At 56.1% G+C, this 18858-nt stretch carries 16 protein-coding genes; 8 read left to right on the top strand and 8 right to left on the bottom strand.

Features of this window, described 5'->3' with window-relative positions; genetic code table 11:
* The first annotated feature begins 116 nt into the window (after positions 1–116).
* Complete coding sequence (locus tag AC5TBW_RS03220; protein ID WP_495510694.1) at positions 117–872, top strand: SDR family NAD(P)-dependent oxidoreductase; 756 nt, start codon at positions 117–119, stop codon at positions 870–872.
* Between the two features lie 173 nt (positions 873–1045).
* On the opposite strand, the gene AC5TBW_RS03225 is transcribed toward AC5TBW_RS03220, so the two are convergent.
* Entirely contained in the window at positions 1046–1657 is a 612-nt protein-coding gene (locus AC5TBW_RS03225; RefSeq protein WP_495510695.1) for a DNA-3-methyladenine glycosylase, read from the bottom strand.
* Positions 1658–1752: 95 nt separating this feature from the next.
* On the opposite strand from AC5TBW_RS03225, the gene AC5TBW_RS03230 reads away from it, so the two are divergent.
* The 4 genes from AC5TBW_RS03230 (at position 1753) to AC5TBW_RS03245 (ending at position 5520) form a co-directional block, all read left to right on the top strand.
* Positions 1753–3216 carry a protein adenylyltransferase SelO gene (locus tag AC5TBW_RS03230; RefSeq protein WP_495510696.1) on the top strand — a complete coding sequence of 488 codons (1464 nt, stop codon included), beginning with the start codon at positions 1753–1755 and terminating at the stop codon, positions 3214–3216.
* A 43-nt stretch (positions 3217–3259) separates the two neighbouring features.
* A complete protein-coding gene (gene dinB / locus AC5TBW_RS03235; RefSeq protein WP_495510697.1) occupies positions 3260–4306 on the top strand; it encodes a DNA polymerase IV in 1047 nt (348 codons plus the stop codon).
* A 128-nt stretch (positions 4307–4434) separates the two neighbouring features.
* Positions 4435–5262 (top strand): alpha/beta fold hydrolase, encoded by an 828-nt coding sequence (locus AC5TBW_RS03240; RefSeq protein WP_495510698.1) that lies wholly within the window; start codon positions 4435–4437, stop codon positions 5260–5262.
* Positions 5263–5271: 9 nt separating this feature from the next.
* Positions 5272–5520, top strand: a complete 249-nt coding sequence (locus AC5TBW_RS03245; protein ID WP_038481590.1) for a YkoF family thiamine/hydroxymethylpyrimidine-binding protein — start codon at positions 5272–5274, stop codon at positions 5518–5520.
* A gap of 103 nt (positions 5521–5623) precedes the next feature.
* On the opposite strand, the gene gabT is transcribed toward AC5TBW_RS03245, so the two are convergent.
* From gabT to csiR, 6 genes are all read right to left on the bottom strand, one after another.
* The gene (gabT, locus tag AC5TBW_RS03250) at positions 5624–6901 is read right to left on the bottom strand and encodes a 4-aminobutyrate--2-oxoglutarate transaminase (protein WP_495510699.1); all 1278 of its coding nucleotides are present in this window, start codon (positions 6899–6901) and stop codon (positions 5624–5626) included.
* A 96-nt stretch (positions 6902–6997) separates the two neighbouring features.
* Positions 6998–7936, bottom strand: a complete 939-nt coding sequence (locus AC5TBW_RS03255) for a sensor domain-containing diguanylate cyclase (protein WP_495510700.1) — start codon at positions 7934–7936, stop codon at positions 6998–7000.
* On the bottom strand, positions 7923–8732 hold the full coding sequence (locus AC5TBW_RS03260) for an EAL domain-containing protein (protein WP_495510701.1): 810 nt from the start codon (positions 8730–8732) through the stop codon (positions 7923–7925). The genes AC5TBW_RS03255 and AC5TBW_RS03260 overlap by 14 nt, the downstream gene beginning before the upstream one ends.
* Before the next feature lie 249 nt (positions 8733–8981).
* The gene (locus tag AC5TBW_RS03265) at positions 8982–10196 is read right to left on the bottom strand and encodes a CaiB/BaiF CoA transferase family protein (protein WP_495511904.1); all 1215 of its coding nucleotides are present in this window, start codon (positions 10194–10196) and stop codon (positions 8982–8984) included.
* Positions 10197–10263: 67 nt separating this feature from the next.
* Positions 10264–11442, bottom strand: a complete 1179-nt coding sequence (locus AC5TBW_RS03270; RefSeq protein WP_096282008.1) for an acyl-CoA dehydrogenase — start codon at positions 11440–11442, stop codon at positions 10264–10266.
* 154 nt (positions 11443–11596) lie between these two features.
* Positions 11597–12316, bottom strand: a complete 720-nt coding sequence (csiR, locus tag AC5TBW_RS03275; RefSeq protein ID WP_495510702.1) for a DNA-binding transcriptional regulator CsiR — start codon at positions 12314–12316, stop codon at positions 11597–11599.
* Positions 12317–12636: 320 nt separating this feature from the next.
* On the opposite strand from csiR, the gene AC5TBW_RS03280 reads away from it, so the two are divergent.
* The 3 genes from AC5TBW_RS03280 to AC5TBW_RS03290 are packed head-to-tail and all read left to right on the top strand — an operon-like array spanning position 12637 to position 16188.
* Positions 12637–13596, top strand: coding sequence for a TAXI family TRAP transporter solute-binding subunit (locus AC5TBW_RS03280; RefSeq protein WP_495510703.1), 960 nt, complete (start codon positions 12637–12639; stop codon positions 13594–13596).
* A gap of 28 nt (positions 13597–13624) precedes the next feature.
* Positions 13625–14137 carry a DUF1850 domain-containing protein gene (locus AC5TBW_RS03285; protein ID WP_495510704.1) on the top strand — a complete coding sequence of 171 codons (513 nt, stop codon included), beginning with the start codon at positions 13625–13627 and terminating at the stop codon, positions 14135–14137.
* A 32-nt stretch (positions 14138–14169) separates the two neighbouring features.
* Entirely contained in the window at positions 14170–16188 is a 2019-nt protein-coding gene (locus AC5TBW_RS03290) for a TRAP transporter permease (protein WP_495510705.1), read from the top strand.
* Between the two features lie 121 nt (positions 16189–16309).
* Here the strand turns inward: AC5TBW_RS03290 and AC5TBW_RS03295 are convergent, their stop codons facing one another.
* Complete coding sequence (locus AC5TBW_RS03295; protein ID WP_495510706.1) at positions 16310–18838, bottom strand: penicillin-binding protein 1A; 2529 nt, start codon at positions 18836–18838, stop codon at positions 16310–16312.
* Positions 18839–18858: the final 20 nt, after the last annotated feature.

Genomic DNA, 18858 nt, shown 5'->3' on the forward strand with positions numbered 1-18858 from the left:
GTCTCGCAACATTGTTGGAGGAATAGGCAAAAGGTGCCAAGTATCCAGCAACAAGGATAGGAGCGTGTCGGCGATAGTACTGATGGGCACAATGCTCACCAGCACAGGAGCTTTTCATGACGACTATTTCAATTATTACCGGTGGCAGCCGCGGACTTGGCCGTAATACTGCTATCAATATTGCCCGCCATGGCGGCGATGTCATCTTCACCTATCGCAGTGGCGTTGAGGGCGCAAACGCCGTGGTAGCTGAAATTGAGAGCATGGGGCGTAAAGCCGTTGCGCTGCCCCTCGACGTTAGCGAGATCGATGCCATACCCGCTTTCGTCGAAAGTGTCCGTTCGGCGTTGAAGTCCAAATGGGGGCGGGACAGCTTTGACCATCTTGTTAATAACGCGGGGCATGGTGAAATGGTGCCTTTTGCCGAGACGACAGAAGCTCAATTCGACCTGCTATTCAATGTTCATGTCAAAGGCGTGTTCTTCCTGACTCAAGCGCTTCTCCCATTGCTTAACGATGGCGGACGCATCGTGAATTTTTCTTCCGGTCTAACTCGTGCCGCCTTCCCGGGGTTCTCAGCCTATTCTGCAGCCAAGGGTGCCATCGAAGTACTCAGTGTTTATTTGGCCAAAGAGTTGGGTAGCCGCGGCATTACTGTAAACACGATTGCCCCAGGTGCGATTGAGACTGACTTTTTGGGTGGTGCGGTACGTGATACGCCAGATTATAACGACGCGTTCGCTAGCATGACGGCCCTTGGTCGTGTCGGCGTGCCCGACGATATTGGTCCGGTTGTCGCCAGTCTGCTTGGGGATGAAAATCGCTGGGTTAATGCGCAGCGGATTGAAGTGTCCGGTGGTCAAAATATCTGATTAAAGATACGTTTCTAAAGCTAGGAAAATAGCTTCGCCAGAGGCCTCTGCACCCCCGTGCTGGGGCCTCGCTTCATTGAAGAGGCACGTATCTATAGCACTGGTTGCAACAGCGATTGACAGTGTGCCGCCACTTTCTATGGTGTGGCTTCTGTGGGTTACCTGCAAAGGTGCTAGCGCGCTTTCGATACCCAAGAATTGTCTTCCAGCCAGAGCCTCCAGGGCGCATCGCGGTGCTCGGGCTGGGCGTAATCAATGCCCACACGTGGGCCGCTGGCTATTGAGGCGTCATGCGTAGCGGCGCTAATCCACAGCTTGTCTGCTTGGGTCATATCATGGCCATAAAGTGCTTTATCGACCATCAACGCACGTGTGAGCTTGCCGGGGCCATTGCTGAGCTGTTTACCGACGGCTTGGCGGATAGCGCGCATGGCGGCTTCGTTAAAGGTGGGCTCTACCGCACGAATCAGCACCGCGCAGGGCGAGCCTTCCGGCTCGGTTACCACGTTCAGTAACCAGTGCATGCCGTAAACGAGATAGACATAGGCGTGGCCCGCAGGGCCGAACATCGCCTCAGTGCGCGGCGAGCGGCGACGATGGGCATGGCAGGCGGTGTCTTCAGCACCGCAGTAAGCCTCGGTTTCGACTATTCGTGCCGCCATCTGCTCGCCGTTATGCTCGCGCACCAACCAACAGCCCAGCATATCTCTCGCCACTTCAAGCGTGTCGCGATTATAGAAATCACGGGGGAGGGGCTTCAGCTGGCTGTTTTTAACATTTGGCATGTTTGGCAACATCGTCTCGGCGTTTAGTTGAGTAGAATGCTAGGGTATTAGCTAAGGATAAACATTAGTCATTGCCACTAAAAGCGGAGCCTATCGTGCTGCCATTCGAACATCTCTATTCCACCTTGCCTGAACCCCTCTGGGTCGCCACCCAAGCAACGCCCGTGGCCAGCCCGGCGCTGATCGCGTTCAATGCGCCGCTTGCCCATGAGCTGGGCGCTCAAGAGATTCCTGATCCCGCCACGCTTGCTGAGTGGTTTAGCGGCAACCAGCCCATGCCGGATGCCAAGCCGGGGGCCTTAGGTTACGCAGGCCACCAGTTCGGCAACTTTGTACCGCAACTGGGAGATGGTCGTGCGCTGCTGCTGGGGGAAGTGATTGACCAGAATGGCGTTCGCCGCGATGTGCAGTTAAAAGGCAGCGGACGCACGCCGTTTTCCCGTGGTGGCGATGGTCGTTCGCCGCTAGGGCCGGTGCTGCGCGAATATCTGGTCAGTGAGTTTATGGCGGCGATGGGCATTCCCACCACCCGAGCTCTTGCGGCCGTCACCAGCGGCGAGCGAGTGGTACGGCAAATGGCCGAGCCCGGCGCCGTCTTTACCCGCGTGGCAAGCAGTCATATTCGCGTGGGCACCTTTCAGTTTGCCGCTGCACAGCGGGATGAAGCATTGCTCAAAGCCCTGGCGGATCATGTGATTGCGCGCCACTACCCCGAAGCCGCCAACGCGGAAGATCCCTATCTGGCGCTGCTGGAGGCGGTGGTGGCCCGCCAGGCGGTGCTGATCGCCCGCTGGATGAGCGTCGGCTTTATCCATGGCGTGATGAATACTGATAACTGCAGCATTGCCGGTGAAACCATCGATTACGGCCCCTGTGCCTTTATGGAGCAGTTTGATCCGCAGAAGGTGTTTAGCTCCATCGATCAAGGCCGCCGCTACGCCTTTGCCAACCAGCCAGCGATTGCCCAGTGGAATCTGGCCCGCTTTGCCGAAACGCTGCTGCCGCTGATGCGTGAAGAGGGCGATGCAGTTGTGGAGCAAGCCACCAAAGCCATTCGCTATTTCGATACCCTGTTCAGCACTGAACAGCGCCGCTTGCACGCTGACAAACTAGGCCTCTCGTCAGAAAGTGAGCAGGCAGTGCCGCTTATGGAAGGCCTCGAAAGCCAGATGCATCAGGGGCGGATGGACATGACCGTCACCTTCGATGCGCTCACCCAATACGCTGCCTCAATGAGTGATGAGCACCGCGAGGGGCTGCTGGCGCTGACGACGCAACCCAATGAGCTAACCGCGTGGCTAGATACTTGGCAGGCGGCACAGGTAGCCAGTCAGGATAGCGAGCGTTTTGCCGCCATGCGCCGTACCAATCCGATCATTATTCCCCGCAACCACCGGGTTCAAGAGGTCATTGATGCCGCTTACGAGGGTGATTTTGTGCCTTTCCACACCTTATTGGCAGTTGTGACTAAGCCATTCGCTGACTCCGTAGAAGCGCGCCGTTTAGCGGCACCCGCCACCGAAAATGAGCAGGTGCTAAGAACATTCTGCGGTACTTGATGCTGTGATAAACTGTGGTTTTTTACAGGTAGAAGGGTAGCCGGTGCGCAAAATCATTCACTGCGACTGTGACTGCTTTTATGCAGCAGTGGAAATGCGCGATAACCCCACGCTGCGGGATATCCCGATTGCCATTGGCGGCAGCGTCGAGCAGCGTGGGGTGGTTGCCACCTGTAACTATCCCGCCCGAGAGTTTGGCATTCATTCGGCGATGCCCATGGGCCAAGCGCTTAAGCGCTGCCCGCACCTCACCGTGATTCGCGGTGAGATGGCCAAATACAAAGAGGTCGCCCGCCAGGTCTTCGCCATTTATCGCGATGTGACGGAACTGATCGAACCGCTCTCTTTGGATGAGGCGTTTCTGGATGTCTCGGAGGTCACTCAGCATCACGGCAGCGCGACACTCATGGCCGAAGCAATCCGCGAGCGCGTGAGCCGTGAAGTGGGCATTACCGTTTCCGCGGGCGTGGCGCCCAATAAGTTTCTGGCCAAAATTGCCAGCGACTGGAACAAGCCCGACGGGCTGTGCGTGATTACGCCGGATAAAGTCGATAGCTTCGTACAGCAATTGCCGGTCAAGAAAATCCACGGCGTTGGCCCGCGCACGGCCGAAAAACTGGCGGGGCTGAATATCCACACCTGCGCTGACCTGCGTACCCGCACGCTGACCGACCTGGTCGAGCACTTTGGCCGCTTTGGGCGGAGGCTGCACGAGCTGAGCTGGGGCAGGGACGAGCGCCCGGTCAAAACCCACCGTGAGCGTAAATCGGTCAGTACCGAGCAGACCTACGCCCAGGATTTACCCAATCTCGATGCCTGCCGCCGGGAGCTGCCTGCGCTGATCGAGGATTTAGAGCGGCGCTATGCGCGGCTTGACCCACCATTGGCAGTCCGCGGGTTGATCGTGAAAGTGAAGTTTAACGACTTCACCCAAACCACTGTCGAACACGCCGACCCCGCGCCCAACCTTGAACAGTTCGAAACGCTGCTTAACGTTGGCTGGGCCAGGGGGGAGCGCCCCGTGCGTCTGTTGGGTGTGGGCTATCGTCTGGCGGAAAACACCCAAGAACACCAGCTGTCGCTGTTTTAATTAGCCTGTTAACACTGATGGTCATTGACGCTCATTCAGGAGCGCGTTAAAACAGATGTATGATAGGCGGCGAAATTGAGCGTTTTCACATGAGCCGTCTTCCTGCCTTTTAACGCGCGAGACTTGCCATGTCTGCTAATGCTGCCCAACGTCCCCGTTTAGTATTTGCTCACGCCAATGGTTTTCCGGGCCTAAGCTATCGTAGCCTGCTGAACCCGCTGGCAGAGACGTTTGATCTCCACCCGCTGGATCGCCTGGGTCACCACCCTGACTATCCCGTGAACCACAACTGGGGCAATCTGGTGGATGAGCTGCTGAGCTACCTACCTGAGAGGGATACACCGCTGCTAGGCGTGGGGCATTCGCTGGGTGGCACCTTGATGGCCATGGCCGCCGATAAACAGCCCGAGCGCTTTTGTGGAGTGATCATGCTCGACCCGCCATTGATGCTGGGCTCGGATGCCTGGGCAATGAAGGCCGCCAAGCGGTTTGGCTTTGTGGATCGGGTTACACCGGCGGGTAAAACGCTGGGGCGGCGCACCGTGTGGCCGAGCCGAGAGGCGATGGCGAACTCTCTGGGACGCCGTGGCCTGTTTCGCCGCTTTACCCCGGAAGCACTCAACGACTACATTGAAGCAGGGACGCGCTTACTGGGTGATGGCAGCGCGGAACTGACCTTCGATCCAGGTATTGAGGTGGAAATTTTCCGCCATTTGCCCGATCACCTTTCGCGCTTACCCCAGCGGTTGGGCGTACCGTTAGAGTTGGTGGCGGGTAAGGAGTCCCATCTGCTGACCGCTTCACGTATCAAGCGCTTGAAGCGTAAAGGGTTAACGGTAAGTGAAGTCCCTGGAACGCACATGTTCCCGATGGAACACCCGGATGAGACGCGTGCCGCCATTTTGACTGCTTGGCAGCGTATCGCCAACGCCAGTCGGTCTTCTCATACAGCGTAAGGAGGCGTTATGTACCTTTCCGTACAGCTTAGCTACTACCCACTGGCCGATGACTTTAAACCGGTAGTGAAAGAGGTGGTAAAACGTCTGGAAGCGACAGGATTAGAAGTACACCCGAACCGCATGAGTACCCAGGTATTTGGCGAGTTCGATGCCGTGATGGCAGCGTTAAGTGATGTGATGAAGTGGTCGTTTGAGACCCATGGTAAAGCGGTATTTACGGCTAACTTTTTGGAAGGTGACCGTCGCCCTCGGTAGGGGGAGGCGGCCGACACAGCCCTACGCGGGGGCGCTACTTTTGCCATCCATGGCAAAAGACCCCCGCTACGGGCTGTGTCGGCCTGCTAATTTATCTGTCCCGTTACACTAAAGACTCTAAGCAAGACTCGATAATATCCAGGCCTTCGTTGAGAACGTCATCTTGAATAGTGACGGGCATCAGGAAGCGGATGGTGTTGCCGTACATACCGCAGGACAGCAGGATTAATCCTTCTTCGCGGGCTTTCTTGCATAGCGCCGCCGCCAGCTCAGGATTAGGCGTGTGATCCGACTTGTTCGACACCAGTTCAAACGCAGCCATCGAGCCCATGTTGCGCACGTTATCGATGCAGTGAAACTTGCCTGCCCACTCATTGAAGCGCTTGGCCAGCTTATCGCCCAAGGCCTGGCTCTTCTCCAGAATATTCTCTTCTTCAAACACTTCCATGACCGCCAGCGCGGCCGCACAGGCGGTGGGGCTGCCGGTGTAGGTGCCGCCTAACGAGTTGGGGCCTGAAGCATCCATGACTTTGTCGGTACCTACGATGGCGGAGATCGGCATGCCGTCGGCCATACTCTTCGCCATGGTCATGATGTCCGGCTCAACGCCGCTGTGTTCGATAGCAAACATTTTGCCGGTACGGCCAAAGCCTGACTGCACTTCATCGACGATCATCAGCATGCCGTGCTCATCGCAGATTTCGCGAACCTTGGTCAGGAAGCTGGTAGAGGCCGGGTAGAAACCGCCTTCACCCAGTACCGGTTCCAGCACGATGGCGGCCGTGTCTTTGGGGTTGGCATCGGTCTTCAGCGTCATTTTCAGACCGCGAATGGCTTCATCTTCGCTAACACCGTGATACGGCACCGGGTAGGGCGCGCGGAAAACGGTGCCCGGCATCGGACCGAAATCGCTCTGGTAAGGCGCTACTTTGCCGTTCATCGCCATGGTGAAGAAGGTACGGCCGTGGTAGCCGCCGTCAAAGCAGATCACGTTGGAACGGCCGGTGGCCGCGCGGGCGATCTTGACCGCGTTTTCCAGTGCTTCCGCGCCCGAGTTAGCCAGCATGACCTTGGCGTGGCCACGAACCGGAACGATCTGGCTGAGCTTTTCGGCGACTTTTACGTAGCCTTCATAGGGCATGACCGTTTGGCAGGTATGCATCAGCTTATCGAGCTGGGCTTTTACCGCCGCAACCACTTTGGGGTGACGATGCCCCACGTTAAGAACGCCAATGCCGCCTGCAAAGTCGATAAAGCGGTTGCCGTCAACGTCCCAGATTTCAGAGTTTTCAGCACGATCTGCAAATGCCGTTGCGGGGCTTGCGGCACCAGCAGCGACGTATTTGTGTTTTAACTCGTTCAGTTCGGCATTGCTGCTCATAGCTTATTTCCTAATTGATGAGGGATGTTCTTTCAGCATAGTGCTTAATAGTGGTGCTTGATAGTGGTGCCTGCTAGTGATGTCTGACAGCATTAATCACAGGGATGACGAAGCGATGACAACGCGATTTCGTCCTGCCTGTTTAGCTTGATACATAGCTTTGTCGGCACGATCAAGTAGCCGCGTGCCGGAGGCTTCAACGTAGCAGGCAATACCCGATGAGAGCGTGACCGTTAATTGATGTTCGGTAAACGGGTTCTGCGCCACGGTTTCGCGCACGCGCTCCATCGCCAGATGGGCTTCTTCAGCGTTCACGCCCGACATAATGATCAGAAATTCTTCGCCGCCCAAGCGGATATGTAAATCGGTATCACGCAGGGTTTTGCTCACTAGCGCAGTCGTTTGTTGTAGCACGGTATCACCCATGCCGTGGCCGTAGGTGTCGTTGATCGCTTTGAAGTCATCCAGGTCATAGATCGCGATGCTGAAAGTGCTGCTGTATCGCTCACAGCGTTTGATCTCTTCATCCAAACGCAGCAAACCCGCGCGACGATTGAACAGCTCCGTTAGTTCATCATGATGGGCGAGATGATCAAGGCGCTCATTGGCCTGCTTTAAACGCACTTCCAGCTGCTTGCGCTGGGTAATGTCGATAATAAAAGTGACTTTCCGCGACTGACCATCTTCGCCCTCAATACGCGCCGCTTCAGCAATAATGGTATGAACGTCGCCGTTTTTCGTCAGTACATCCCACTCCTGGCGCTGCTCAAATGATTCGTTGCCCTGCATAAAGTCATCGTGCAAAGCAGACAGCCGAGCACGGTAGGCCTCGGGTACGACCATCGTAAAGTGTTGGCCGAGTATTTCCTCTTCACGATAGCCATAAAACTCGCAGTAGGCAGGATTGACCATCTCAAAATAGCCGGAAGGATTGGTAATACAGATGCCAATGGGGGCCGCTTTAATGACGTTTTCGGTATTGCGTTTCGAACGGTTAAAAAGCTGATAAAGCTGATCGGGGCTAATCTCTTTCATTCGTTACTCCGACTCCATTATTCGCTTCACTTTTTAACCCGGCGAGTAGATAAGAAATATCATCGCCTAACGAATTGATGGCCGGTTTCGCAAAGTAAAAACCCTGCTGGCGAACAATGCCCGCGCGTGCCAGCCAGAGCGCTTCTTCGCGGGTTTCTACGCCTTCGGCAATCAGTACCATGTCGAGCTCTTGGGCGAGAGAGATAATGGCGTTTAACAGTGCTTGGCGGCGAGAGTCGCTGTCGCAGTGCATGACCAACTCACGGTCGATTTTGAGCTTGTCAGGGGTTAGGTCGGTGAGCAAATCCAAATTGGCGTACCCATTGCCAAAGTCATCCAGCGCCGTTTTGAAGCCCATAGAGCGATAAGCATCGATAATATTGCAGAGATGTTGGCGATCACGGACACGCTCTGTTTCAGTAATCTCAAATATAAGCCGATGGGCGGGCCAGCCTACACGCTTGGAGACTTCAAGCGTTGCCTGAATACAGGCTTCAGGTTCGTAGACGGCGTTGGGTAAGAAATTAATCGAAAGGTCAGTTTGCATACCCAGTGCGCTGGCCATTTCAATCGCTTTCACACGGCAGGCTTGGTCGAAGCGGTAAAGTAAATCATCCGTGACTTTTGCCAGCACGCTCCCCGCAGACTCGCCTTGCATACCGCGCACCAACGCTTCATAAGTGACGATTTGAGCCAGTGACAGATCAACAATCGGCTGAAAAGCCATGGTGAAGTCAAAAGGTAGTTCGCCTTCACAGCGATTACAGCTGCCATTAACGCGTGCGCACTGGCTCATTGCTGCTCCTGATGGTATCGGTAGAGGCGGGCGCCATTAAAGCTTTCAGTAAATAAGGTGTTTTCATACGCTACACCTAAGCACCTTGGGTTGCTTAGTTTAAATCTAAACGTTGTTTTCGTATAGGTTTTGTACAGTGTTTGTTGATGAAGGAGTCTCAACCCTTGTGACGTTGATCAGGCCGCATAGGCATAAAAAAAGCGCCTGTGAAGGCGCCAAAGAGGGGGAATATAGTCAACTAAAACGCGATTAAATAATGCCCGCTTCGCGAAGCGCCGCGCGCTGTTCAGGGGTAATGCCAAGCTCTTCCAACACGCTTTCCGTGTGTTGCCCCAAGTGGGGCGGCGCTGTTGAAGCACTCATTTGCGCGCCGTTAAACCGAATGGGATTGGCCACAAGGTCAACGTGCCCCGCTTGGTCATGCGGCAAGGTCTGCTTGAGCCCTCGGGCTTTTACATGGGGGTCGTCGAATACCCGATCTAGCGTGTTGATTGGCCCACAGGGAACGCCCACGGCTTCAAAGGCCGCCAGCCAGTGATCAGTACTGCGCTGGGCTAATGCCGCTTCCAACTGCGGCACGAGTAGCGCGCGGTTATTTACACGGGCACCGTTAGTAGCAAAACGGGGGTCTTCAGCCAAGGCCGGTAGCGAAAGCACGGTGCAAAAACGCTTGAACTGCTCGTCGTTGCCAACGGCCATGATCATATGACCATCCTGGGTGGCAAACGCCTGGTAAGGCACGATATTAGGATGAGCGTTACCCAGCCGCTGGGGCACGTTGCCCGAGGTTAGGTAGTTGAGCGCCTGATTAGCGAGCACGCCCACCTGCACATCCATTAATGCCATATCAATATGACATCCCTCGCCGCTGTCTCGGCGCTGATAAAGCGCTGCTAAAATCGCATTGGCGGCATACAGACCGGTGAAAATATCGGTAAAGGCGACGCCGCTTTTAACCGGGCCACCTCCAGGCTCACCGTCGGGCTTGCCGGTTAGACTCATGATCCCGCCCATGGCTTGGATCATAAAGTCATAGCCCGCCCGGTGCGCGTAAGGACTTTCCTGACCAAAGCCGGTGATCGAGCAGTAAATCAGCTTGGGGTTTAACGCCTTTAAACTGGCGTAATCCAGGCCATAACGCTTAAGACCACCGACTTTAAAGTTTTCGATCAGCACATCGGATTGGGCGACCAGCTGCTTAATTACCGCTTGGCCTTCGGGCTTGGCCATATCAACGGTCACCGAGCGCTTACCTCGGTTAGCACACAGGTAATACGCTGATTCTTCAGTGCCCGCCAGCCAAGGAGGGCCCCAATGGCGGGTGTCATCGCCGCTACCGGGACGCTCTACCTTAATCACATCCGCCCCCATGTCCGCGAGCATTTGACCGCACCACGGCCCGGCCAGTACGCGGGAAATATCGAGTACTTTAATGCCGGTCAGTGGTTTGGTTGGCTCACTCATAAGGGGCTTGCTCATAAAGGTTTCTACCTTGGCTAATGGCGTTTAAAGGCGATTGGTCAGAGGTCAATTAAAAGAACGACTGAATGCCCGTCTGTGCGCGGCCAAGAATCAACGCGTGCACATCGTGGGTGCCTTCATAGGTATTCACCGACTCAAGGTTAACCATGTGGCGAATCACGCCGTACTCGTCGGAAACTCCGTTGCCGCCGTGCATGTCGCGCGACTGACGGGCGATATCCAGTGCCTTGCCGCAATTGTTGCGCTTGATCAGCGACACCATTTCCGGCGCCCAGTTACCGCTATCCATCAGGCGGCCCACCTGGAGGGCTGCCTGCAGGCCAAGGGTGATCTCGGTCTGCATGTCGGCAAGTTTTTTCTGGATCAGCTGATTGGCAGCCAGCGGGCGGCCAAACTGCTTGCGGTCTAAGGTGTATTGACGCGCGGCGTGCCAGCAGAACTCGGCCGTGCCCATGACGCCCCAGGCGATACCGTAACGCGCTTTATTCAAGCAGCCGAACGGGCCTTTCAGGCCGCTGACGTTGGGCAGCAGGTTCTCTTCGGGAACGAAGGCGTTGTCCAGCACGATCTCACCGGTAATCGAGGCACGCAGCGAGACTTTGCCTTCGATTTTGGGCGTGCTGAAACCTTCGGTGCCGCGCTCGACAATAAAGCCTTTAATTTGATTGTCGTGGGCCGCTGATTTCGCCCATACCACTGCAATATCAGCAATAGGACTGTTGGTGATCCACATTTTGGCGCCCGTCAGGCGGTAGCCACCGTCGACTTTTTCCGCGCGGGTAATCATGCCACCTGGATCAGAACCGTGATCAGGTTCGGTCAAACCGAAGCAGCCAATCATCTCGCCGCTGGCAAGCTTAGGCAGAAATTTCTGCTTCTGCTCTTCAGAGCCGTAGGTCTCGATGGGGTACATCACCAGCGAGGACTGCACGCTCATGGCTGAACGGTAGCCGGAGTCGACGCGCTCGACTTCACGAGCAATCAGCCCGTAGGCCACGTGATTAACGCCTGCACCGCCGTATTCGGGCGAAACGGTAGCGCCCAGCAGGCCAAGCTCGCCCATTTCGCTCATGATCTCGCGGTCAAAGCGCTCTTCACGAAAGGCGGTCAGTACGCGGGGCTGAAGGTTTTCCTGGCAGTAATCGTAGGCCGCATCACGAATCTGGCGCTCTTCGTCGGTGAGCTGTTGTTCCAGCAGCAGCGGGTCGTCCCAGTTGAAATGTGTCATGGCGTGGAGTCCTCGATGTGTTTGTTTGGTCGGTTTTATTGAGAGCCGACGGCAAAGGATGGGTTGCAAAGTAGCATGCAGCCAATGTATCGCCGTTTTTTTAAAATATCTACATTTTTTTAAAGCGCAGAATTTAATTTGCCAAACACAGCGCTTAACGGATGCCCCGCGCCTCAAGAACGCGGGTAATAATAGGTACCGGCGTCATCAGGTGGTCGCGCATTAAACTGTCGGCTTCGGCGGTATCGCGAGCGAGGATGACATCCACCAGCGCAGCATGCTCCTGGCGCTTAAGCTCCAGCGCCTGGGGCGACATCACGGTCTCTTGCAGCCACAGGTGGCGGTAGCGCTCAACCTGGTCAAACAGGGTGTTACGCATTTGCAGCAGGTGAGGGGAATTGCAGCCGCTGGCGATGGCGGTATGGAAGGCTTTGTGACGCTGATCCCAAATATCGAGCAGATCATCGGGGGTGTTGATGTCGGTGACTTTGGCTAGCCGGTGCGCGGTGGCCAGAACGGTGGCTTCCCAGTCATCGTCACCGCGTTGAATGGCTAACCGTAGGATCAGTCCTTCAAGCTGGGCGCGGGCGTCGTAAATATCGTTGAGTTCCGCCAGCGACATTGGCGCTACGCGATAGCCTCGCTGACTAATCGCGACCACTAGGCGGTCGGCCACTAATTGCGAGAGCGCTTCCCGCAGCGGCCCGGTGCTCGCGCCGTAGTGCTCTTTCAGGCGGCTCATTAACAGTTTCTGTTCAGGAGCATAGCGGCCACGAATGATGTCATGCTTGAGTTGCCGGTAAGCGCTAATGGCGAGATTTTGGCGCGGCGCGCTAGGCTCTTTAGCATTTGGCTCCTTAACTTCTGACTCCATAACAGTGTGGCTCCCGAGCGAATAAAAGGTGAGATAAAGGTAAATTAACGACTATTATCAATAAATATAAACAATTTGGCATTGAGTAAGGCATTTATTCGAGATTTCCTCATTCTGAGGAGGCGGTATGTCCCCGGACGCCACCTTGCCGCTACCCCTTGAGCGCTGATAACGCCTATTAGCATCTAACGTACAAGCCGTGCTAACTTCTCCTCCACCGCTTCTGCTTACCTTTTAATGGCATGCAGAAGTTGGGGCTTCAACACCTCCTTTTATCGTCAACCATACCTATAAGTCCAAGCAGGACGGAGGAAACGCTCATGAAATCACTAAAATATGCTGCTGCCGCATCGATGCTCGCGGTCGCACTTCCAGCAAGCGCCCAGCAGCTTTCTATCGCGACAGGCGGTACTGGCGGCGTTTACTATCCGATCGGCGGTGGTTTTGCCGAAATGATCAACAACCATATCGAAGGCGCTCAAGCGACCGCCGAAGTGACCGGTGCCTCGGTTGAAAACATGGGCTTGATCATGCGCGGCGACGCGGACCTTGCTCTGGCACTGGCCGATACGGTCTACCAAGCCTATACCGGCACGGATGATTTTGAAGGCCGTCAGGTTGAGAACATCCGCGCGCTAGCCTCGGTTTATCCGAATGCCGTGCAGCTGGTCACCCTGGCTGAGTCGGACATCGAAACGATTGCTGACTTGGCAGGCAAACGGGTTTCTGTTGGCGCACCGGGTAGCGGTACCGAGCTGAACGCGCGTGCCTTGCTCGAAGCCAATGGCATTAGCTATGACGACTTTACGCCACAACGTCTTAACTTCAACGAAACCGCTGATGCGATTCGTGACGGTGATATCGACGCCGGCTTCTGGAGCGTTGGGCCGCCGACCAGCTCAATTCTTAACCTGGCCGCGACCCGCGATATTCGCCTGATCAGCCTGTCTGATGAAGAAGTGGCCAATGCTCAGGCAGAAGAAGAAGTCTTTGCCCCCTACGAGCTTGCCGCCGGTATGTATGACGGAATGGATGAATCCGTACAGACGATCGGCATTCCCAACGTTCTCGTCGTTAACTCTGACATGGACGAAGAGCTGGCTTACCAGTTGACCCAACTGCTGTTCGAAAACACCGACGAGCTGATTGCGGTTCACCCGGCGGCGAACGACACCACGGTGAAGTTCACCATGGACTCTACCCCGGTGCCGTTACACCCAGGCGCGTTGCGCTACTTCGAAGAAGTCGGTGCTGAGATCCCTGATCGTCTGCGTCCGTAATCGCTAAAGTGCATTGAAGGATATTGCCATGCAGTGGCAGCAACGACTGCTGGCGCTACTGATTGCATGTTCTCCGTTCGCCGAAGTGGGGGCTTCCCCCGCTTCGGCGTCGGCGTTTATGCACCTAGCCGTAGTGACCGAGCAAGGCGACACCTTGGTAGATGAAGCGGTACCAGCTGGTGGTCGCTGGTGTATAAAATGGCAGCACTCCGTTGAGCATTTTACGGTGTTGGATTGCTATCGCAATGTGGCGGGTGTCATGCAACTGGAGCGCAGCCATCAACCCGATTTTGCCGCCGGGCTAGGGCATATTTTTGGCCGTGGCGAGCAGGTTTCAGACGGTGAGGGCGGCTACTGGATTAATGCGATCGACGAGCCTGTCGCCAATAACCGTTATGTGTTGAGAGTTGGTTCTCCTGCGGTCAACCATCGCGTAGTGTGGCCAGACGGTGAGCATCCGCCGGTGAGCCTAAGTGAGCACGCCGCTGGGCAGCGCGTGACCATTCAGCTAATAGCCCCTCACGCATCCCCGCGTGATTAAAAACGACATTAGTTAACGCTTCCGAGGACTTCATGAACGAATCCAATCAACCGTCGAGCGTGGTGCCGAGCGGTAATGCGATTCAACCCCGCATGGTGCTGTGGTCGATCACCATTGTGGCGGTGGGTCTATCCCTGTTTCAGCTTTATTCTGCCGGTATTCAGCCGTTAGGGCTTTTTTATCAGCGCAGTATTCACCTGGCACTGATCATGGTGCTGGCGTTCTTAATGTTTCCAGCCTTTGGCCCCACCCGTAAGCGTGGTGTATTGGGCTGGGGGCTTGATCTAGTGTTTTTTGCCGGGGCGATTCTCACCGGTGGTTACTTAGTGCTTAACCTGGATGAGATTTTTAGCCGTGCCGGGTTCTGGAATGACACCGATATTCTGGTTGCCTGTATTGCCACAGTGACCGTACTGGAAGCCAGCCGCCGGGCGGTGGGTTTTGGTATGACCGTGATTGGTCTGCTGGCCATTGTGTACGCCTTTGCTGGGCCGCGGGGCGAGCTGCCTTGGCTGGGCGAATGGATGCCGGGCATTCTGGAGCACCGAGGCTACACCATTGACCGGGTCGCCGGGCAACTGTACCTGGGACAAGAGGGCATCTTTGGCCTGCCGCTGGGCGTCGCGGCGACCTACATCTTTATCTTTGTGCTGTTTGGTGCCTTTTTGGAGTGCACCGGGGCAGGCAAATTCTTTATCGATATGGCCTACGCAGCGACTGGTCGCCAGCGCGGCGGGCCAGCTAAAGCGGCGGTATTAGCCTCGGCGGGCATGGGCTCAATTTCCGGCAGTGCGATTGCTAACGTGGTGACCACCGGGGCCTTTACCATTCCGCTGATGAAGCGCTTGGGCTACAAGGCCAAGCAGGCGGGCGGTATCGAAGCTGCGGCCTCGACCGGTGGGCAGATCATGCCGCCGTTGATGGGCGCCGGGGCGTTCTTGATTGCTGAGTACACCAATACGCCGTACCTGGACATCGTCAAGGTCAGTATCCTGCCAGCGATTATGTATTTCGCTACGGTCTATCTGTTCGTGCATATCATTGCGCTTAAGCAAGGTATGCAGGGGTTGCCCAAAGATGAGCTGCCGCAGATGCGCCAGGTCATGAAGGATGGCTGGCACTTCCTGCTGCCGCTGGCGGTGCTGGTGTGGCTGTTAGCGATGAGTATGTCGCCCATGCGGGTAGGCTACTACGCAGTGATTACTATCTTGGCGGTGGCGGTATTGCGCTACGTGCTGTGGTTCTTCTTTGTGGCGCCTCGGCAGGGGCAGCCGGTGACCGCGTCGGCCATTAAAGACGTGGTCCACACAGGCTTTTCCAAGCTGATCGAGGGCTTGGAGTTGGGTGCGCGGAACGCGGTGGCCGTCTCCATGGCCTGTGCCGTCGCTGGGATCATCGTTGGGGTGGTGGGCCTAACCGGCCTGGGACTTAAATTCTCCTCCATGATGCTGGCTTTCTCAGGTGGCAATCTGGTGTTGGCGCTGGTGATGGTGCTGTTGGCAAGCCTGGTGCTGGGGATGGGGCTGCCGGTCACTGCAAGCTATATCGTGCTTATCGTACTCGTCGGGCCTGCATTGACCGCCGAGTTCGGTGTGCCACTGCTGGTCGCCCACCTAGTGGTGTTCTGGTACTCACAGGACTCCAACGTGACGCCGCCCATCGCCTTGGCAGGCTTTGCCGGGGCAGCGATTGCAGGCAGTAAACCGATGGAAACCAGTTTCCAGGCGTGGAAGTTTGCTAAAGGCCTCTACCTGATTCCGCTGTTTATGGTCTTCAATCCCGAAATCATCATTGGCGGCCCGGTACCGGTGGTTATCTGGAACGGAGTGATTGCCATTTTGGCGCTGGGTGCTTTTGCCGCCGCGTTGGAGGGCTACCTCTTTACCAAAATGTCGTGGCTACCGCGTATCGCGATTACCGCCGCAATTTTTGGGGTGTTCTATCCTAATCTGATGACTGAGATTGCCGGTGTGGTGGTAATGATCATCGCCATTGGCGCTAACTGGCTGGCCAGCAAGCGCGAAGAGTCTGCGACACCCGTTAGCGGATAGACGCTAGGCAACCGACACCCAGAGTGAAAGACAGCAGTAACAGAAAAGGCCCGGAGATTATCTCTCCGGGCCTTTTGCTTGGTGGGTTGGGCTAAGCGCTAAGGTCTAAGCGGTGGCTGGTTTAGAAGATCGACTCAGCGGTGCCTGAACCCTGGGAGCCACTGGCTTCTTCCAGCTCACGGCTGATGCGACGCTGCTGGTAATCCGGCAAGTGGTCCTGATGGAACAGCTCTGAGATGCCACCCGTTTGACCGTTCTGTAAGCGACGACCGGTATCCGGGTCGACGAGGGCGGTGACCACCGTTTCAGGGCGCTCCGGTACTGCGCTCGGCGTACCTTCCAGGGCATCGCCCATAAACTCGATCCAAATGGGTAGCGCTGCCTGAGCCCCATATTCAGAAATGGTTTCGTTGCTGTCTTTACCTACCCAAACCGTGGTCACCAAGTTGCTGTTGAAGCCTGCAAACCAAGCGTCACGCTGGCTATTGGTGGTGCCCGTTTTACCAACGATATCATCCCGGTTAAGGCTTAATGCGCCGCGGCCAGTACCTGAGGTGATAACGTCCCGCAGCATATCACGCAGGATATACACAGCTGCCGGGTCGGCCACCCGCTTGGCGATGGGGTATTCGCGTCCATCAATTTCGACCGTTTCCTGATCTTCCGCGCAACTGGGGCAAGCGACCTGGGGTGTAGCTTCATCGATCACTTCATTGTCATCGTCACGGGTGACTCGCTCAATAAACCAGGGCGATACCTGGAAGCCGCCATTGGCGAGTACCGCATAGGCGTTGGTCATCTCCATCGGCGTTAAGCTCGCGCTGCCTAGCGCTAATGATAAGCCACGAGGAAGCTGGGTTGGAGAGAAGCCGAAGCCTTCCAAAAAGTTGATCGTGTAATCCAGTCCCATGGTCTGCAGTACGCGAATCGTCACCAGGTTACGCGAACGGGCGAGGGCTGGGCGTAAGCGCATCGGACCTTGGAAGTCGCGGCTGGAGTTGACCGGCCGCCACAATGAGTTGCTGCCGTCATCAAGTACCACGGGAGAATCGTTAACCACGCTGGCAGCGTTCATCTCACCCTCTGCAAGGGCCGCCAAGTAAATAAACGGTTTGAAGATGGAGCCCGATTGGCGCCGTGCCTGTACCGCGCGATTGAACTTGCTGGCATTAAAGTCGAAACCGCCTTGGAGCGCCAGGATGGCACCCGTTCGCGGATCTTGAGCGACCAGGGAGCCTTCAGCATCGGGCAATTGAGAAAGGCGTATTGAACCGTCTTCATTCTCAATGACGCGAACCATATCGCCACGAACGGCAATCTCTTCCGCCGAGCTGGGTTCGGCGCCACGGCTACGCGGGCTCAGGTAAGGGCGTGCCCAGCTCAAGCCTTCCCAGCCGATGGTCTGCAGGCCGCCCTTGCGGGTTAGTACCTGCATTTCACGACCACTGCTCTCTACCACAATGGCGGGGTGGAGAATGCCATAGTTGGGCGTGCGCTCAAGCACCTGCACCCAGTTGCTGACGTCGCCGTCGATTCCTTCGACTTCGGTCTGGCTGCGCTGGGCGGCCTGGCGAGCGGTCTGGCGGATTTCGGGCGACTCGGAAAGCTCCTCTTCAAGGCCTTGGGTGGCGGTCTGCTCCTGGGCTTCCACCAGACTGGCGGCAATGTCGCTCTGCTCCGGTCCGCGCCAGCCGTGGCGCAGGTCGTAGTCCGTCAATCCATTAGCAAGCGCCTCGTGGGCAAAGGGCTGCAGCTCACTATCGATCGTGGTGTAGATACGGTAGCCGCCGGTGTAGGCGTCGGCGCCAAAGCGTTCTACCGCGTACTGGCGGGCCATTTCGGAAACATAGGCGGCATCGACCTCAGCCTGGGTAAAGTGACGGCGGGCGGTGACCGGGTCCTGCACGGCTATCTGGTAGGTCTCGTCGTCGATGTAGCCTAGTTCGCGCATGCGGAACAGAATCCAGTTACGACGAATCAGCGAGCGTTCGGAGTTGGCCAGTGGGTTGAAGGCGGAAGGTGCCTTGGGTAGGCCCGCGATCATCGCCGTCTGCGCCAGGTTCAGCTCGGCAAGCGGTTTGTCGTAATAGGTTTCGGCGGCGGCAGCGATACCGTAGGCGCGGTTACCCAGGAATATCTTATTGACATAAAGCTCAAAGATTTCCTCTTTATTGAGTACCTGCTCCATTTGCAGTGCCAGCAGAATTTCACGAATTTTCCGTGTAAAGGTCTGGTCAAGCGTCAGCATGTAGTTACGTGCGACCTGCATGGTGATGGTCGAACCACCGGATTGAATGGTGCCACCGCTTTGCAAAAGCTCCACCGCGGCCCTGGCTAAGCCGCGTGGGTCGACGCCAGCATGGTCGAAATAGCTAGCATCCTCGGCAGCGATCAAGGCATTGATCATATCCTGCGGTATTTCATCGAAATTGATCGCCATGCGGCGCTCTTCACCAAACTCGCCAATCAATTTACCGTCGTTGGTAAAAATACGTAGCGGCGTATGCAGTTCGAAATCCTGCAGTTGGCGAACATCGGGGAGGCCCGGCGCAAAGTAAATGGCGGCTCCTACCACAGCTAACGCAGCGGCACCGACCAACGATACAATCAGAAAAAATAGCGACACGATAAGGGTTCGGAGAAACGTCATGTACGAAGAGCACCCTGGGA

Source organism: Vreelandella sp. ssv (assembly GCF_059448525.1).

Coding starts and splice junctions, on each gene's coding strand:
- AC5TBW_RS03285 (WP_495510704.1), top strand. CDS start 13,625: ATGCAGTGGCAGCAACGACTGCTGGCGCTACTGATTGCATGTTCTCCG.
- gabT (WP_495510699.1), bottom strand. CDS start 6,901: ATGAGCAGCAATGCCGAACTGAACGAGTTAAAACACAAATACGTCGCT.
- AC5TBW_RS03290 (WP_495510705.1), top strand. CDS start 14,170: ATGAACGAATCCAATCAACCGTCGAGCGTGGTGCCGAGCGGTAATGCG.
- AC5TBW_RS03220 (WP_495510694.1), top strand. CDS start 117: ATGACGACTATTTCAATTATTACCGGTGGCAGCCGCGGACTTGGCCGT.
- AC5TBW_RS03280 (WP_495510703.1), top strand. CDS start 12,637: ATGAAATCACTAAAATATGCTGCTGCCGCATCGATGCTCGCGGTCGCA.
- AC5TBW_RS03270 (WP_096282008.1), bottom strand. CDS start 11,442: ATGACACATTTCAACTGGGACGACCCGCTGCTGCTGGAACAACAGCTC.
- AC5TBW_RS03255 (WP_495510700.1), bottom strand. CDS start 7,936: ATGAAAGAGATTAGCCCCGATCAGCTTTATCAGCTTTTTAACCGTTCG.
- csiR (WP_495510702.1), bottom strand. CDS start 12,316: ATGGAGTCAGAAGTTAAGGAGCCAAATGCTAAAGAGCCTAGCGCGCCG.
- AC5TBW_RS03225 (WP_495510695.1), bottom strand. CDS start 1,657: ATGCCAAATGTTAAAAACAGCCAGCTGAAGCCCCTCCCCCGTGATTTC.
- AC5TBW_RS03265 (WP_495511904.1), bottom strand. CDS start 10,196: ATGAGTGAGCCAACCAAACCACTGACCGGCATTAAAGTACTCGATATT.
- AC5TBW_RS03260 (WP_495510701.1), bottom strand. CDS start 8,732: ATGAGCCAGTGCGCACGCGTTAATGGCAGCTGTAATCGCTGTGAAGGC.
- AC5TBW_RS03245 (WP_038481590.1), top strand. CDS start 5,272: ATGTACCTTTCCGTACAGCTTAGCTACTACCCACTGGCCGATGACTTT.
- AC5TBW_RS03295 (WP_495510706.1), bottom strand. CDS start 18,838: ATGACGTTTCTCCGAACCCTTATCGTGTCGCTATTTTTTCTGATTGTA.
- AC5TBW_RS03240 (WP_495510698.1), top strand. CDS start 4,435: ATGTCTGCTAATGCTGCCCAACGTCCCCGTTTAGTATTTGCTCACGCC.